16 protein-coding genes and 1 other annotated feature are annotated in these 15099 nt (G+C 51.3%); of the genes, 3 read left to right on the top strand and 13 right to left on the bottom strand.

Translation table 11 applies throughout. The features are described 5' to 3' along the window. Positions 1 to 17: 17 nt before the first annotated feature. From QJ036_RS06020 to QJ036_RS06005, 4 genes are all read right to left on the bottom strand, one after another. Entirely contained in the window at positions 18 to 818 is an 801-nt protein-coding gene (locus QJ036_RS06020) for an ABC transporter ATP-binding protein (protein WP_283230546.1), read from the bottom strand. A gap of 1 nt (position 819) precedes the next feature. Beyond that, positions 820 to 1728 (bottom strand): ABC transporter permease, encoded by a 909-nt coding sequence (locus QJ036_RS06015; protein WP_283230545.1) that lies wholly within the window; start codon positions 1726 to 1728, stop codon positions 820 to 822. A 22-nt stretch (positions 1729 to 1750) separates the two neighbouring features. After that, positions 1751 to 2842 carry an ABC transporter substrate-binding protein gene (locus QJ036_RS06010; protein ID WP_283230544.1) on the bottom strand — a complete coding sequence of 364 codons (1092 nt, stop codon included), beginning with the start codon at positions 2840 to 2842 and terminating at the stop codon, positions 1751 to 1753. Between the two features lie 109 nt (positions 2843 to 2951). Next, positions 2952 to 3200 (bottom strand) — a binding site (T-box leader). 52 nt (positions 3201 to 3252) lie between these two features. Continuing rightward, positions 3253 to 4611, bottom strand: coding sequence for an MATE family efflux transporter (locus QJ036_RS06005; RefSeq protein WP_283230543.1), 1359 nt, complete (start codon positions 4609 to 4611; stop codon positions 3253 to 3255). A 252-nt stretch (positions 4612 to 4863) separates the two neighbouring features. On the opposite strand from QJ036_RS06005, the gene QJ036_RS06000 reads away from it, so the two are divergent. Both QJ036_RS06000 and QJ036_RS05995 read left to right on the top strand, forming a co-directional pair. Next, entirely contained in the window at positions 4864 to 5121 is a 258-nt protein-coding gene (locus tag QJ036_RS06000) for a kinase (RefSeq protein WP_283230542.1), read from the top strand. Positions 5122 to 5180: 59 nt separating this feature from the next. After that, positions 5181 to 5960: a DNA/RNA non-specific endonuclease gene (locus tag QJ036_RS05995; protein ID WP_331487497.1), complete on the top strand. Its 780-nt coding sequence runs from the start codon at positions 5181 to 5183 to the stop codon at positions 5958 to 5960. 149 nt (positions 5961 to 6109) lie between these two features. Here the strand turns inward: QJ036_RS05995 and QJ036_RS05990 are convergent, their stop codons facing one another. From QJ036_RS05990 to QJ036_RS05960, 7 genes are all read right to left on the bottom strand, one after another. Continuing rightward, complete coding sequence (locus QJ036_RS05990; RefSeq protein WP_283230541.1) at positions 6110 to 6310, bottom strand: ferredoxin-thioredoxin reductase catalytic domain-containing protein; 201 nt, start codon at positions 6308 to 6310, stop codon at positions 6110 to 6112. A 3-nt stretch (positions 6311 to 6313) separates the two neighbouring features. Then, positions 6314 to 7573 carry a uracil permease gene (gene uraA / locus QJ036_RS05985; RefSeq protein ID WP_283230540.1) on the bottom strand — a complete coding sequence of 420 codons (1260 nt, stop codon included), beginning with the start codon at positions 7571 to 7573 and terminating at the stop codon, positions 6314 to 6316. A gap of 96 nt (positions 7574 to 7669) precedes the next feature. Beyond that, on the bottom strand, positions 7670 to 8344 hold the full coding sequence (tsaA, locus tag QJ036_RS05980) for a tRNA (N6-threonylcarbamoyladenosine(37)-N6)-methyltransferase TrmO (protein WP_283230539.1): 675 nt from the start codon (positions 8342 to 8344) through the stop codon (positions 7670 to 7672). Between the two features lie 23 nt (positions 8345 to 8367). Then, positions 8368 to 9246 carry an aldose 1-epimerase family protein gene (locus tag QJ036_RS05975; RefSeq protein ID WP_283230538.1) on the bottom strand — a complete coding sequence of 293 codons (879 nt, stop codon included), beginning with the start codon at positions 9244 to 9246 and terminating at the stop codon, positions 8368 to 8370. Between the two features lie 61 nt (positions 9247 to 9307). Next, complete coding sequence (gene sstT, locus QJ036_RS05970) at positions 9308 to 10534, bottom strand: serine/threonine transporter SstT (RefSeq protein ID WP_283230537.1); 1227 nt, start codon at positions 10532 to 10534, stop codon at positions 9308 to 9310. A 56-nt stretch (positions 10535 to 10590) separates the two neighbouring features. After that, entirely contained in the window at positions 10591 to 11193 is a 603-nt protein-coding gene (thrH, locus tag QJ036_RS05965) for a bifunctional phosphoserine phosphatase/homoserine phosphotransferase ThrH (protein WP_283230536.1), read from the bottom strand. A 175-nt stretch (positions 11194 to 11368) separates the two neighbouring features. Then, positions 11369 to 11950 carry a TIGR01440 family protein gene (locus QJ036_RS05960; protein WP_283230535.1) on the bottom strand — a complete coding sequence of 194 codons (582 nt, stop codon included), beginning with the start codon at positions 11948 to 11950 and terminating at the stop codon, positions 11369 to 11371. 221 nt (positions 11951 to 12171) lie between these two features. Between QJ036_RS05960 and QJ036_RS05955 the strand changes: the two genes are divergently transcribed. After that, positions 12172 to 13041 (top strand): phosphoribosylaminoimidazolesuccinocarboxamide synthase, encoded by an 870-nt coding sequence (locus QJ036_RS05955; RefSeq protein WP_283230534.1) that lies wholly within the window; start codon positions 12172 to 12174, stop codon positions 13039 to 13041. Between the two features lie 80 nt (positions 13042 to 13121). On the opposite strand, the gene QJ036_RS05950 is transcribed toward QJ036_RS05955, so the two are convergent. Continuing rightward, a complete protein-coding gene (locus QJ036_RS05950; RefSeq protein ID WP_283230533.1) occupies positions 13122 to 13703 on the bottom strand; it encodes a helix-turn-helix domain-containing protein in 582 nt (193 codons plus the stop codon). Between the two features lie 88 nt (positions 13704 to 13791). After that, complete coding sequence (gene guaA / locus QJ036_RS05945) at positions 13792 to 15084, bottom strand: glutamine-hydrolyzing GMP synthase (protein WP_283230532.1); 1293 nt, start codon at positions 15082 to 15084, stop codon at positions 13792 to 13794. Positions 15085 to 15099: the final 15 nt, after the last annotated feature.

Here is a 15099-nt window from a genome sequence, read left to right as displayed (position 1 = left end):
TTTGAGATTTTCAATCCTCATTCCGACAAAAGAATTCTGTCATTATCCAACTCATAGCCTGCACCGACCCGGAACCTGTGGAGCAGATCCTCCACGGTCATTCCCTTCCGCTCTTCCCCGGAAATATCCAGGACGATGGACCCGTCAGCCATCATAAGCGTACGGTTTCCCACTGTGAGCGCCTGGTTCATGTTGTGAGTGACCATCATGCAGGTGATCTTATTCTCTGCCACGATCTCCTTTGTCAGGTTCAGAACCTTCTCCGCCGTCGCCGGATCCAGGGCTGCCGTATGTTCATCCAGAAGAAGCAGCCTGGGAGGAACAATGGTCGCCATAAGAAGAGTCAGCGCCTGTCTCTGTCCGCCGGAAAGAAGGCCCACCGGCTGGGACATCCTGTTCTCCAGTCCCATGTCAAGCAGAGAAAGCTTCTCCCGAAAGAGCGCCTTATCCTTTTTTGAAATGCAGCTGAAGGGCGCTGCCCCCTTTGAGGTGCGAAGATAAGCGAGGGACAGATTTTCCTCAATGGTCATGTGGGGAGCTGTTCCCCTTAAAGGATCCTGAAACAGTCTGCCGATGTATCGGCTCCTTCTGTATTCCTGGTCGAAGGTGATATCCTTCCCTCCCAGCTGAATGCTGCCCTCATCCACATAAAAGCTGCCGGCAACCGCATTGAACAGCGTTGATTTTCCTGCTCCGTTGGAGCCCACAATAGTGACAAAATCTCCCGGTGCCAGATGGAGAGAAAGCCCGGACAGGGCCTTTTTTTCATTGACCGTGCCGGGATTAAAGGTCTTTGAAATATTTGTGATCTTCAGCATATCACCGGCCTCCTTTCTGTCTGGCAGCCAGCTTTCTCCGTTTCAGGGCCGCCCATGCCCTGAGAGACGGTGCAGCAATCGCAAGTGCCACGATGATTGCTGTCATCAGCTTGAGACATTCGATGGGAACCACCTTTGTTTTCAGCACAACGGCATAAATAAACCGGTAAATGACACTTCCCACCACAACGGCAACGACGCCCCGACGAACAGTTCCACGCCCCACGACCGTCTCACCGATGATGAGGCAGGCAAGGCCGACGACCACGATCCCGGTACCGCCGTTGATATCAGCCGATTTCTGAAGCTGCCCAACGACGGCTCCCGAAAGAGCCGTCAGGGCATTGGCAATACATAGTCCTACCGTAACGGTTACCGCCGGATTGATGGAGGATGCCCTCACCATATCCCGGTTGTCGCCGGTGGCGCGGATGGAAAGCCCCAGCCTTGTGCGGAGAAACCAGATAATAAAAATTCCCGCAAGAACTGTCACCACCGCGGCGAGAATAAATTCATACCAGTCGCCGCCGATTCCCGTTTTCTTAAAAATGGTAAAAATGGTCTGCTGCTTCAGCAGATTCACATTGGAGCTCCAGCCCATAGCCATCAGATTGACCGTATACAGGCCCGTGTTGGTGATAATGCCGGCCAGAATGGACGGCACTCCCATCCTTGTCTGCAGGAAAGCAGTTACAAACCCTGCGCAGGCTCCCGCTGCCATGGCAGCCGGTATGGCAAGGAACGGATGTCCGGCTGCTGCAAGAGAAACCGAAACCGCCATTCCCAGAACAAAGGCACCGTCTGTGGTCAGATCAGCAATATCCAGCACCCGGTAGCTCAAAAACAGGGCCATGGAAACAAGTGCGTACATGAAGCCCAGCTCCAGGGCTGTCTGCGTGATGAAAAGCATGAGAACTCCCCTTTCTTTTTAACTATTCCTCGCTGGTCGTCACCTCAACCAGCTCTCCCATATCCTTGAATACGGAATAATCAATGTTAAGACCCGCTGCAGTTTCTGTATTGACAGTGATGATACCGCCGTCCATCTTATAGAAATCCTCCAGGCCATCCATTCCCTCGGTAACTGCCTCATAGGCAAGATCCGCAGTCTTTGTTCCCAGATCGGTGTAGTTGACGCCGCAGGTGGTAAAGGCACCGTTTCTCACGAAGGAATCCGCTCCGGTATAATGGGGAATGCCTGCCTCGATAAAGGTATCTGCGTTGGCAAGCTCTGCTGCCATGACCACATTGTCCGTAGGAGTGAAGATGGCATCCACCTTTTCTGATACCAGAACGCTGGCTGCTGCGATGACCTCATCGTTGGTATTTCCGGTTGCTTCCGTATAGGCAATGTTCTTTGCTTCCAGATAAGCCTTTGCCTCGGCAATGGGAGTCGCAGAATTGACCTCGGACAGCGAATACAGGAGACCCACCTTCTTCACATCCGGATTCTGGGCCAGCATCATATCCATAATAAATTCCACATTCAGAGCGTCGCTGGTTCCTGTCACATAATCAATGCCGGTCAACTCTGCCGCAATGGGATCAGAAATGGCTGCATAGATGACGGGAGTCTTTGTCTCCTCGGCGCATACGGTCATGACCTGCGCTGCCATGGTGGCAATGGGAATGATCGCATCCACCTGATCTGAAATGGCCTGATCTCCCAGCTGCTTCAAAACGCTCTGTTCTCCCTGACCGGAATAGATCTCATAATCAATGGTAATGCCGTTTTTCTCTGCAATGGCATCCAGCTCGGCTGCGATGGCATTTGCGATCTCATCCAGGGAAGCGTGATCCATCTGTTTTACGATGGCGATCTTCAGATCCTTCTTCTCAGTCTGTGCTGCAGTCTCCTTTGAAGCCTCTGTTCCCTTTTCTGTCTCCTTCTCAGTGGTTTCTTCCTTCTTTGTTTCTGCCTTTGTCTCCTCCGCTTTTGTCCCTCCGCAGGCAATCAGAGAAAGGCTCATGGCGATAGCTGCTGTCATTGCGATTACTTTTTTTACCAGGCTGTGTTTTTTCATTTTGATGTCCTCCATATTTTTCATTTTGAGCGGCAGATGGCCTTTTTGCCTCGCCGGAGCAAAAAGGGGATTGCAGTTTCTTTTTAAAAAAAATAAGCCTCTGCCCCACACATGGGACAAAAGCCTCTGCTTCTGCGATACCACCCAAATTGACGTTTCACGTCCTCTCGCTCACACGTACCATCTATACGCGTCCCGATGGATAACGGGTGGGATACCCGTCGGTTCCTACTCAGGTCTGCCCCTTTCGGTCCGCCCTCCGAAGCCCATTCACCGACGATTTCCTGCCCCACTCACACCAACCGGGGGCTCTCTGAAAGTTCATCTGCCGGATACTTCTCTCCGTCACAGGTTTTTTGCTATTCAGTTGTGTTTTATTATAATGACCCCGTCAGGATTTGTCAACCCTGTCAGGAATTTTTCTTTTTTCTCTCTTTTCTCATACAATATGCAAAAAACACAGCATTGATACCAATGCCAAAGACAGTGGCACAGGGCGCGGCAAGACCGATGTGCATCAGACTGGCATTCTCCTGAATACTCATATAATAAGACATGGGCAGCCGCACCAGGAAGGTCTGGGCAAGGCCCTGCAGCAGCACAAAAAACGTCTGTCCGTGGCCATTGTAATAGCCGATGAAACTGAAGAGAATGCAGGTGACAACGGCCTCCGGACTGAAGCCCTTCAGATACTCGGCGGCTCTCGCCACCACTGCCCCGTCATCGGAAAACACTTTTGCCAGGATATCCCCGCGGAAAAAAGCCAGTGAAGCGATCACGATTCCGATGCTGCAGCCCACAGCCATGCCGGTGAACATGGTCTGTCTGGCTCTCTTTTCCTTTCCGGCCCCCACATTCTGGGCAACAAAGGAAGACATGGACTGCATGAGAGAACTGGGAACCAGCATAACAAATCGAACAATCTTATTGGCAACACCGTAGCCGGAGGAGGCATCCAGCCCCAGCCGGTTGATGAAGGCACACAGCGCCAGGAAAGAAAGCTGCGTCATGACCTCCTGAAAGGCAACAGGGGCTCCCACGCGGACAAAGCTTTTGATCTCCCTGTTAAACCGGATATCCCTCCGCTTCATGACAAAAGGCAGCTTCTGCCTGCGGATAATCACAAATGACAGAACGACACTGACCGCCTGAGCCATAACGGTTGCCAGAGCAGCGCCCACCACATTCATATGGAGCACCGCCACAAAAAACAGGTCGCCGACAATATTGACGACACAGGCGATGGCCACGAAGACAAGGGGCAGCCGGGAATTCCCCATTCCCCGGAAGATACTGCTGATCACATTGTAGGCCACAATGAAAATGATCCCGCCGCCGCAGATCTGCACATACTGAGCCGTAAGCTCCACCGCCTCCTCCGGCGCCTGCATGAGGAGTGCAAAAGACTTTGCAAAAATCAGAAGGACTGCTGCAAGGACCACAGACAGTGCTGCAAAAAAGCAGATAGCTCCCCCGATGAGCCTTCCGATCTGTGACTCCTTCTTTTCGCCGATGTACTGACCGATCAGCACCGTGACACCCATGGACAGGCCCGTGATCGTAAAAATCACCAGATTGACAATATTGCTTCCCGTGGACACACCGGAAATTCCCGCTGTCGTGCCAAACCGGCCGACCACCAGAACGTCCACCGCGCCGTACATAGCCTGAAGAATCAGGGCTCCCAGAATGGGTATCATGAATTTCAGCATCTTACCTGCAATACTGCCCTCTGTGAAATCACTGGTTTTGTTCGCCTGCTGTTCCATCTGCTTATCCGCTCCTGTTGGTGTACTTTACCGCACAAAATGCGCCCGCCCACGTGGCATGCATTGACGCGTATCTCGGGGTATAGAAATATATCCCTCTAAAGATAGCGCAATCTTTCGAATATGTAAAGAAGAAATTCTGTCCGAAGGATTTGAAAAAAACAGCCCGATGCCTTATACTCTATAAAGAGATCTGTTTCCCCGTTCACAGCCGGCGCTGTCCGGGGAAATCCTGCAGACAAGGAGGTTTTTATGCGGCTCAAAAAAATACAGCATGCCCTTATCACAAAAAAGATCAATTTCACCTATCACGAGGAAGATGACTGCGGAAGCCTTGATTTTCAGTTTCGGGGGCTCCGCTATCATATCTGGGAATTTCTTGACGGAGAGACCTACGGCGTTGAAACCAATGTGAAATGTGCCGGGAAAAGTGAAGATATCCTCGGTGATTACGAGACAGAGATCGCTGATCTGATCCTCACCTGGCCGGAGATGGCCATTCCCGGTTAAAAACTGACCAGCTTTCCATAACCTTATCGGATTTTTCACCAGAAAGGATTGATCGTAAGATGTCTTCCAAACAACGGAAACCGGCAAAGGTGCCTCTTATTACATCCATTTGTGCCGCTCTGGCACTGATCTTCGGTCTGGGCATTCCGGCTCTCAATGAGCATGTCCCCGAAATCAAACCGGCAGTTTCCGAAACCGCAGATACCCAAAACTCATCCATCGGTTCTTTATCTCTCGATGAGCTGCCTCCCTATTCCGGTTCTCCCTGGATCGAGGTGAACGGCAATGTCCCCTCCTTCACTGAGGAAGAACGGGCTCTGGCATCAGACACCGATATCGTAGGAATCTTTGAAAGCTACAGCGAACTGGACAGTCTGGGACGGTGCGGTCCTGCCTTTGCCTGCATCGGACTCGATCTGATGCCCACTGAGGAGCGCGGAAACATCGGAAATGTCCGTCCTACCGGCTGGCAGACGGTCAAGTATGACTGTGTGGAGGGAAAATATCTCTATAATCGCTGTCATCTCATCGGTTATCAGCTCTCCGGTGAAAACGCCAACAAAAAGAATCTGATCACCGGAACCAGATATCTGAACGTGGAAGGAATGCTTCCCTTTGAAAATGAAATTGCCGATTATGTACTGTTCACGGAAAATCATGTTCTGTACCGGGTGACACCGGTATTTGAAGACGACAATCTTCTGGCCTCCGGTGTTCTTCTGGAAGCAGAATCCGTGGAAGATGAGGGAAAGGAAATTTCCTTCTGTGTCTTCTGTTACAATGTCCAGCCCGGTATTTCCCTGGATTACAAAACAGGAGAATCCACGTTGGCAGAATAAGCGAAAACTCAGATACTTTTTTCCGAAAAAAGTATTGACTTTTCCAAAACTTCGGTAGTGTGATGATTGAAACAAGGACGTTTTGCCTGTCGGCGAAACGTCCTTTTCTATTACTCCAAAGCCGGAAGCCCGGCTTTTTCGTTTCTGTTTCAATCTTTGCTTTTATAATAGAGCATGCAGTGACAATAGCCCTCAAACTCTGGATCAGCGATCTGCTCCCGGAATTCCCGGCACATACACTTGTTGTCCTCTGTGATCTCCAGACGGCAGGGGCAGTAACCGCCCTTTTGCTTCAGCCCTTCCCGGATCGTCGCCACAAGCTCCTTATCTTCGTTCAATCGTACTGCCATTCTTTACTCCTCCTGATCGTTGGTCAGCTTCAATCTGTCAAGGATATGGAACATAAGGCTCAGAATCATGCCAACCACGCAGGCCAGAACCATACCGGACAGTTCCACATTACCAAGCTTCAGAGAAATGCCGGAAAGACCGGTTACAAAAATCACCGAGGTCAGGGTCAGATTTCTGGAACGGCCGTAATCCACCTTGGAATCCACAAGGATCCGAAGACCGGATGCTCCGATCATTCCATAAAGGAGGAAGGAAATTCCTCCGATCACGGGACCGGGAATGGTCTGAATCAGCATGGACAGCTTTCCTACAAAGGAGCAAATGATGGAGAGCACCGCTGCTCCCGCGATCACGCGCACGCTGTAAACCTTGGTCACCGCCATGACGCCAATATTCTCTCCATAGGTGGTCGTCGGCACGGAACCGATAAGACCGGAAAGCATAGTAGAAAAATTATCGCCGAACAGGGAACGGTGAAGTCCGGGATCCTTGAGCAGATCCCGTCCGATGATCTTGCTGGTGACTACCTGGTGGCCGATATGCTCCGAGGCAATGACAAGAATGACCGGCATGATAATGAGGATCGCCTCAAGATTGAATTTGGGCGTCTGGAAATTGGGCATTGCCAGAATCGGTGCCTCCGCCACAGCAGCAAAATCAATGATACCGCAGCAGAGCGCCGCAACATATCCGGCCACCACCGCGATCAGAATGGGAATGACCGACAAAAAGCCCCGGAACAGAATATTTCCGAACACGGCAACTCCAAGAGTCACCAGAAATACAATGACGTTTTTCGGATCAACTACCTCATCGAGAAGGCCTGCATTGCTGGCCGCAGTGCCGGAAAGCTCCAGCCCGATAAGAGCCACCACCGGACCCATAGCTGCCGGAGGAAGCACGATATCGATCCAGTCAGAGCCGAATTTATAAATGATCAGTGCCAGGACGCAGCCCAGAAAGCCCACGACCACAAAGCCGCCCAGCGCGTATTCATAGCCCATTTTGCTGATGACGATCCCTGCCGGAGCCAGGAACGCAAAGCTGGAGCCCAGATAGGCAGGCGCCTTTCCCTTTGTCACCGCGATGAAGATGAGTGTTCCCACGCCATTCATAAAAAGCACAATGGCAGGACTGATTCCAAACAGAAAAGGAACCAGCACCGATGCGCCGAACATGGCAAACATATGCTGAATACTGAGCGGAATCAACATCTTTATGGGCACCTTTTCTTCCACCTGAATGATCTTTCTTGCTTCCATTTTTCATACCCTCCCGTGTTTTCTTTTCATTTTATCACGTGCCGTACCGGGGTACAACCTCTTTCTCCCTTCGGCAAAAAATTTTCTTTTTTTCCCTCAGCCGACATAAGGGACCACCTCAAAAACCGTCAGCACATCTCCCTTTACACGAAAATGTACATCGTAGCCGGCGAAAGCCACGCCGTATTTTCTTGTTTCATCATCATGGTAGGACGGCCGTGGATCCTGCCTTAAAACCTCAATGATGGCCTCCTGCTTTTCAGCGGGAAACAGCTTTAAAAGCTCCTCCGGGAACTCCACCTGAAGAGCATACTCCTTCACTGCATGGGCAAAGCCCTCTCTGGCATCCGGATGACAGTCGGTATAGGGAAGATACGGTTTGATATCATAGATCGGCGTCTCGTTTTTCAGATCGATCCCTGATACAAAAAGCACCGGCCCATCCTCCGAATACTCGATGTGTTCCAGCTTCACTGAGGAAAGCCCGATGGGATTGGGGCGAAAGGGCGATCGGGTGGCAAACACCCCCATGCGGGTATTTCCTCCCAGCCGGGGCGGCTTGACCGTCGCCGACCAGTGCCCCCGTTCTGTCCCCTGAAACTTCCATAAAAGCCAGATATAATCGAATCCCTCCAGACCCTTGACCGCATCGGTACAGCGGTATTTCGGCTCAAATACGATTTTTCCCGTAAGCTCCCGCACAAGACCGCTCTGCCTGGGAATTCCAAATTTTTCCGCAAAATCCGTATAAATACGGGCAATGATTTCCATGATCTGTCCTCTTCAAGCTCCTGTCATATGATCCGGATCCGGTAGCTCTTCTCAAAAACCTCTCCCGGCCCCAGTGTGTTGCCCCACTCCCTCTCGGAAAGCTTCTGGGAGAAATCCTCCCGGTCGCTCCTTCCATACCAGGGTTCAATACAGACAAAGGGAGCATGCTTTCCCGCCGGGGACCATATCCCAAAGAGCGGCGCATCAAAGGAAACCTCCACATACGGCTTTCTGTCACTCCCAGCCAGAGAAACACAGTGTGCCTGATGATTCTCAATGATCAGCGCATCCCGGTCAAACAGATCCTTTTCAATGGGAAGCTGCCCTTCCTCCAGGACAAATTCCCTGGTTTCTTCGGACACAAGGCCACTTTCTCCCAGTACACTGCAGATCAACGGCCCTTTCGCATCAAAGCCAAGTCTGCAGTCAGTCTGGCTCTCTTCCGGATTTAACGGGCACAGGAAAGCCGGATGGCCGCCGATGGAAAAATACATCGTCTTCTCATCAGTATTGGTTACCCTCCACAGCACCTCCACCTCTCTTCCGGAAAGACGGTACCCCAGCTCCAGCCTGAAACGGAAGGGATAGACTGCCCTCGTCGCTTCTGTATCGGAAAGACTGAACCAGATCTCTCCATCTGTCTCTGCGGTCACGGAAAATTCCATGTCCCTCGCAAAGCCATGCTGAGACAGCGTATAATATGTCCCCTCATATTCTGTCTTCTTCTCCCGGTAATTTCCCACCAACGGAAACAGGACAGGAGACGTTCTTCCCCAATAGGCCGGATCCGCCTGCCACAAATATTCCTGCCCGGAGGCATTGTACTTCAGAGATTTCATTTCTGCCCCCAGAGAATCGATCTCCAGTGTCAGCTCCTCATTTTTAATCTGATAACGTTTCATAACCTTTCCTAAAACAGCCATCCACCTTCCGGAAAAGATGAATGGCTGTCTCCTTTCAACCTCAGAATTTCACTTCCTCACCGCGTTTCATACGGTCATGGAACTCCGCGACTGCTGCAAACATGACATCGCCGCTGGAATTGATGGCTGTTTCCAGGGAATCCTGTACCACGCCGATGATAAAGCCAACTGCAACCGCCTGCATGGCAATATCATTGCTGATGCCAAACAGCGCACAGGCCATGGGAATGAGCAGCAGGGAACCGCCGGCCACGCCGGAGGCGCCGCAGGCACCCAGGGTTGCCAGAAGGCTCAGAATCAATGCCGTCGGAATGTCCACCGGGATCTGCATGGTACGTGCCACGGCCAGTGCCATGACGGTAATGGTAATGGCAGCACCGTCCATATTGATGGTTGCCCCCAGTGGGATGGAAACCGAATAGAAATCAGGCTCCAGTCCAAGCTTCTCGCAAAGGGTCATATTGACGGGAATATTGGCTGCAGAGCTTCTTGTGAAGAAAGCCGTCAGACCGCTTTCCTTCAGGCAGCGGAATACAAGGGGATAGGGATTCCGACGCAGGAAAACTGCGGCGATCAGCGGATCTACGATAAGAGCCACCGCCAGCATGCATCCCACCAGAAGAAGCAGCAGCTTTCCGTAATCGGTAAAAATGCCAAGACCGTTTTCTGCAACGGTGTCAAACACCAGACCCAGAATACCGAAGGGCGCCAGCTGGATCACCCAGCGCACCGCCTGGGAAACCATATCTGCAAAGTCTGAAACAAGTTTTCGGGTTGCAGGGGCCGCCAGCTTCTTGAGGGCCAGTCCGAAAATAACAGCCCAGAACAGAATGCCCACATAGTTGGCGTTCATGAGGGAGGCAACAGGGTTTGCCACCATATTATTGATCAGGTTTGTAAGGACCTCCCCGATGCCGCTGGGCGGAGTGTTGGAGGCTGCCGCCACATCCAGCTTGATGGTGACAGGAAACAGAAAGCTTCCTACAACAGCCACCACTGCAGCCAGAAGAGTGCTCAGCATGTACAGAATGATCACGGTCCGGAACCGTCCGCCGATACCGACACTGGCATTGGCCAGTGCACTCATAACCAGTACAAATACGAGAACCGGCGCGATCGCCTTCAATGCTCCTACAAACACGCTTCCAAGAATGGAAACCACTTTAAACTGAGGGACCAAAAGTCCGAGAACAACACCGATGATCATTCCGATCAGGATCCGCAGGATCAGGCTGATGCTGTTCCATTTTTTAATCAGGTTTTTCATACTACTATTCCTCCTTGTCAAATGAACGCCGCAGACTCCCCGAAGACGACGGCGCCCTATTTCATCGCTTGTCTGATTCCTGCCAGAAGCTCCTCAAAGGTCTCGAAGGCAGGAAGATCTGGGTTATCCTTTTTGATCTGCTCGGTGCTTCGGAATAAAAATCCATCTTTGCCGGCCCGGATCATCGCCAGATCATTATAGCTGTCCCCCGCCGCAATAGTATCGTATCCGATGGACTGAAGTGCCTTAACCGTACTCAGCTTGGAATTTTCGATCCGCATTTTAAAGCCGGTGATCTCCCCGCCGGGAGCCACCTCCAGCGAATTGCAGAAAATCGTGGGCCAGCCCAGCTTCTCCATAAGCGGTGTGGCAAACTGGGTAAAGGTGTCGCTGATAATGATCACCTGGGTGAAGGAACGGAGCTCATCAAGGAACTCCTTCGCACCGGGCAGCGGATCAATCGTTGCAATAGTATCCTGGATTTCTTTAAGTCCCAGACCGTGCTCCTTCAAAATGCCGAGCCGCCATTTCATCAGCTTGTCATAATCCGGCTCATCCCTCGTCGTCCGTTTCAGCTCAGGGATTCCGCTGGCCTTTGAAAATGCGATCCAGATCTCCGGCACCAGCACGCCTTCCAGATCCAAACATGTGATATACATTGATTCTTTCCTCCTGAAAATTCATACTGATTAAAATCATATCGTATTTACTCCAATTATTCAAGCAGTTTTGTCAATCTCCCGCGGTCATTTGTCATTTCTTCGCGGTCACTCAGGAGGAAGCCTGTCTTTCCTGTCCGTTCAGGCCATCAAGCTATGGTGAATCGTCCGGTATCTATCTGGGATTCGGTGAGTAGGCCGCCCGCTCTCCGCCGATATATTTTAATCTTGTGCGGGCACATACCACATGGGCTGCTCCAATGTTTTTTACCGAGGTGCGTACCGGAACTGCCACCGGGGCAAGATGCATGCCGATCAGCGTATCGCCGATATCGATTCCCGCCTGAGCCTTCAGTTCCTCCACGGAAACGGCACATTCCATACCGTAATAAGCAGCCGTTGCAAAGGAACCGCCCGCCTTCAGCTGAGGTACCACATTGACCCTGGGCAGGCCATATGCCTTCGCCGCCTCTTTTTCCACGATGAGCGCTCTGTTCAGATGCTCACAGCACTGAGCTGCCAGATAGATCTTCTTTTCCCGACAGGCCTGATACAGCGTCTCAAAAACGGCTCTCCCGACCTCTTCACTGGACCAGGAGCCGATTTTATGGCTGGCAATCTCGCTGGAGGAGCAGCCCACCACCAGGATATCTCCCTCTTCCAGCTTTGCCGCATCCCACAGCTCATCGAAAACCGCCTTTGCCTGCTCTTTGATTTCTTCTATTCTGTCAAATTTTTCTTCTGAAATTCCCTTCATCACGTTCGTCTCCTTCTGCAAAAATTTTCTGCCGTTTCTTATTATAATCACAATTGCGCCGGATATCAATGCTCCGGCGCAAAAATGCCCAAAAAGCGCTTTTCCCATCCCTTGCACCACATAAATTTACACAAATTTTCAAAATCCGCGGATTCCTTGTTTAAAAATCCCTTCATCTATTGTATAGTAATAAGTAATTAATTTAAGAATATCATAGCGAGGTGTACCACATGAAACCCATGAAGGAAGGAAAAGTCCGTGAGATTTACGACAACGGCGACAGCCTGATCATGGTCGCTACCGACCGGATCAGCTGCTTTGATGTGATCTTAAACAATACTGTAACAAAAAAGGGAACGGTCCTGACCCAGATGTCCAAATTCTGGTTTGACCTGACCAAAGATATTCTTCCCAATCATATGATCTCCACCGATGTGAAGGATATGCCTGAATTTTTCCAGCAGCCCAGATTCGACGGAAACAGCATGATGTGCAAAAAGCTGAACATGCTTCCTCTGGAGTGCATCGTCCGCGGTTACATCACTGGAAGCGGCTGGGCCAGCTATCAGAAGGACGGCACCGTATGCGGCATCCGCCTGCCCGAGGGCTTAAAGGAATCCGACAAGCTGCCGGAGCCCATTTATACCCCTTCCACCAAGGCAGAGATCGGTGACCATGATGAAAATATCTCTTATGAGCAGAGCATTGCCCATCTGGAGAAATATTTCCCCGGCAAGGGTGAGGAGTACGCCTCCACGCTCCGCGACTGTACCATCGCCCTCTACAAAAAATGCGCCGATTATGCCCTGAGCCGCGGCATCATCATTGCCGACACCAAATTTGAATTTGGTCTCGATGAGGAAGGTAACATTGTCATCGGCGACGAGATGCTCACCCCTGACAGCTCCCGGTTCTGGCCTGCCGACGGATATGAGCCCGGCCATGGACAGCCCTCCTTCGACAAGCAGTTCGCCCGCGACTGGCTGAAGGCAAACCCCGGCAACGACTGGACCCTGCCCCAGGACATCGTGGACAAGACCATCGGCAAGTATCTCCAGGCCTATGAGATGCTGACCGGCGAAAAGCTGTAAATTCTGATTCTGCAAAAAATCGAGCAGCACTTCCGGTGTGAGATCAAAGAATCTCCGCCGGAGCGCTGCTCCTTCTTTTTTCAGACCCGGATCTGAAACATTCCATGTCTGTTGCAGTAAACATACAGCAATCCGTGCCCTTTTTTTCTGAATCTCACCGAAATATCCTGCTCCGGATATAATTTCACGACCTCCACGCTTTCCGCTGTGACATAGGCCACAAAGGACACATAATGCTTTTTCTCCATGGGATGATCCAGGAACAAATGATACTCCAGATCCACCTCTTCCAGATGAATTTCATGCTCTTTATCGCAGGACTGCGGCTCCTCGCCCGGCAGAGTGACTCCGCAGCAGGAAAAAGAGCCCAGTCCCACTGATGTTATCACATTTCCACAGATCGGGCACACAAAGAAATGCATTTTCTTCATATTTCCCGACGGATTTTCATTTTCCTTCAGATCGCCGGTCAGCAGCTCGGCGATGGATACCCCCAGAGCCTTCGCCAGATCTTCGATAACCACCACATCCGGAAACCCTTTTCCGGTTTCCCATTTCGATACCGTTTTATCGCTGACACAGATCTTTTCCGCCAGTTCCCTCTGGGTGAACCTGCGCTTCTCCCGCAATTCCCTGATGGTCTTTCCGTTTACATAACACATAATGCTTCCTCCTTTATGGAAAAATCATATCTCTTTTCATAAAGAACGGCAACCTGCGGAGCGTAGAGTTCGGAAAGCATCAATTGTTCTACTCGAATTCAATGGTAGCCGGCGGCTTCGGGCTCATATCATAGCACACCCGGTTGACATTGTCCACCTCAGCCAGGATCCGGTTGGTGATCCGCTCCAGAACCTCCCAGTCTACCTTCTCAATGGTGGCAGTCATGGCATCGACCGTGTTGATGGCGCGGATAATGACCATATACTCAAAGCATCTGGCGTGATTTTTCATGCCGACAGATTTGAAATCCGGCACAACGGTAAAATACTGCCATACCTTCTTGTCCAGCCCTGCTCTGGCAAACTCCTCACGGAGGATGGCATCGGACTCACGGACTGCTTCCAGCCTATCTCTGGTGATCGCGCCCAGGCAGCGGACGCCAAGTCCCGGTCCGGGGAAGGGCTGACGGTATACCATGGAAGCCGGAAGTCCCAGTTCGATGCCGCAGGCACGCACCTCGTCCTTAAACAGCTGCTTTAAGGGCTCAACCAGTTCAAACTGCAGATCCTCAGGAAGACCTCCCACATTGTGATGGGATTTTACCATCTTGGCTGTCTTTGTGCCGCTTTCGATGATATCGGGATAAATGGTTCCCTGTCCCAGGAAATCGATTCCCTCCAGCTTTCTTGCCTCCTCCTCAAACACGCGGATAAATTCTCCGCCGATGATCTTGCGCTTTTTCTCCGGATCCGCCACATTTTCCAGCTTGCCGAGGAAACGCTCCGTAGCGTCCACATAGATCAGATTGGCATGAAGCTGATTGCGGAAAACTTCCACCACGCTCTCCGATTCATTTTTACGCATCAGACCATGGTTGACGTGGACGCACACCAGCTGCTTGCCGATGGCTTTAATAAGAAGCGCCGCAACCACCGACGAATCCACACCGCCGGACAGGGCCAGAAGAACCTTTCTGTCTCCCACCTGCCTGCGCACCAGCTCCACCTGATCCTCAATGAAGTTTTTCATGTTCCAGTTCGGCTCAGCATGGCACTCCTGGAATACAAAAGCCTTCAATTCTTCCTCTGTCGGAAGCTCCTCATACTGCTTTTCGCATTTTGACTCCGGATAATCCACAGAGATCATCGGATATCCGCAGTTGTACAGCTCCGGACGAACCACTACAGGCTTTCCGTCCACGATCCGGTTTTCCCCACCATTCAGGATCACACCCTTCACGTTATCCAGCCCGCGAAGCTCCTCCACCGTAATATCGTGGGGATGGATCTCGCTGTAGACGCCCAAGTCACGGATCTGACGGGCCAGCACCGTATTCTCCGTGCTTCCCAGATCCAAAATTACAATCATATCCTGTTTCATTTTCCCTCTCCTTTG

The organism is Fusibacillus kribbianus (assembly GCF_030053595.1).
In the GTDB taxonomy this organism is placed as follows: Bacteria; Bacillota; Clostridia; order Lachnospirales; family Lachnospiraceae; genus Lientehia; species Lientehia kribbiana.
Note: the sequence above shows the minus strand (reverse complement) of the source record. Positions and strands in the feature narration are given on the sequence as shown.

What these genes read in the sequence shown, in the direction of transcription:
- QJ036_RS06000 (WP_283230542.1), top strand. Translation starts at nt 4,864, where the DNA reads ATGCGGCTCAAAAAAATACAGCATGCCCTTATCACAAAAAAGATCAAT.
- QJ036_RS06010 (WP_283230544.1), bottom strand. Translation starts at nt 2,842, where the DNA reads ATGAAAAAACACAGCCTGGTAAAAAAAGTAATCGCAATGACAGCAGCT.
- sstT (WP_283230537.1), bottom strand. Translation starts at nt 10,534, where the DNA reads ATGAAAAACCTGATTAAAAAATGGAACAGCATCAGCCTGATCCTGCGG.
- tsaA (WP_283230539.1), bottom strand. Translation starts at nt 8,344, where the DNA reads ATGGAAATCATTGCCCGTATTTATACGGATTTTGCGGAAAAATTTGGA.
- QJ036_RS05975 (WP_283230538.1), bottom strand. Translation starts at nt 9,246, where the DNA reads ATGAAACGTTATCAGATTAAAAATGAGGAGCTGACACTGGAGATCGAT.
- QJ036_RS06020 (WP_283230546.1), bottom strand. Translation starts at nt 818, where the DNA reads ATGCTGAAGATCACAAATATTTCAAAGACCTTTAATCCCGGCACGGTC.
- QJ036_RS05990 (WP_283230541.1), bottom strand. Translation starts at nt 6,310, where the DNA reads ATGGCAGTACGATTGAACGAAGATAAGGAGCTTGTGGCGACGATCCGG.
- uraA (WP_283230540.1), bottom strand. Translation starts at nt 7,573, where the DNA reads ATGGAAGCAAGAAAGATCATTCAGGTGGAAGAAAAGGTGCCCATAAAG.
- QJ036_RS06005 (WP_283230543.1), bottom strand. Translation starts at nt 4,611, where the DNA reads ATGGAACAGCAGGCGAACAAAACCAGTGATTTCACAGAGGGCAGTATT.
- QJ036_RS06015 (WP_283230545.1), bottom strand. Translation starts at nt 1,728, where the DNA reads ATGCTTTTCATCACGCAGACAGCCCTGGAGCTGGGCTTCATGTACGCA.
- guaA (WP_283230532.1), bottom strand. Translation starts at nt 15,084, where the DNA reads ATGAAACAGGATATGATTGTAATTTTGGATCTGGGAAGCACGGAGAAT.
- QJ036_RS05950 (WP_283230533.1), bottom strand. Translation starts at nt 13,703, where the DNA reads ATGTGTTATGTAAACGGAAAGACCATCAGGGAATTGCGGGAGAAGCGC.
- QJ036_RS05960 (WP_283230535.1), bottom strand. Translation starts at nt 11,950, where the DNA reads ATGAAGGGAATTTCAGAAGAAAAATTTGACAGAATAGAAGAAATCAAA.
- QJ036_RS05995 (WP_331487497.1), top strand. Translation starts at nt 5,181, where the DNA reads ATGTCTTCCAAACAACGGAAACCGGCAAAGGTGCCTCTTATTACATCC.
- thrH (WP_283230536.1), bottom strand. Translation starts at nt 11,193, where the DNA reads ATGTATATCACATGTTTGGATCTGGAAGGCGTGCTGGTGCCGGAGATC.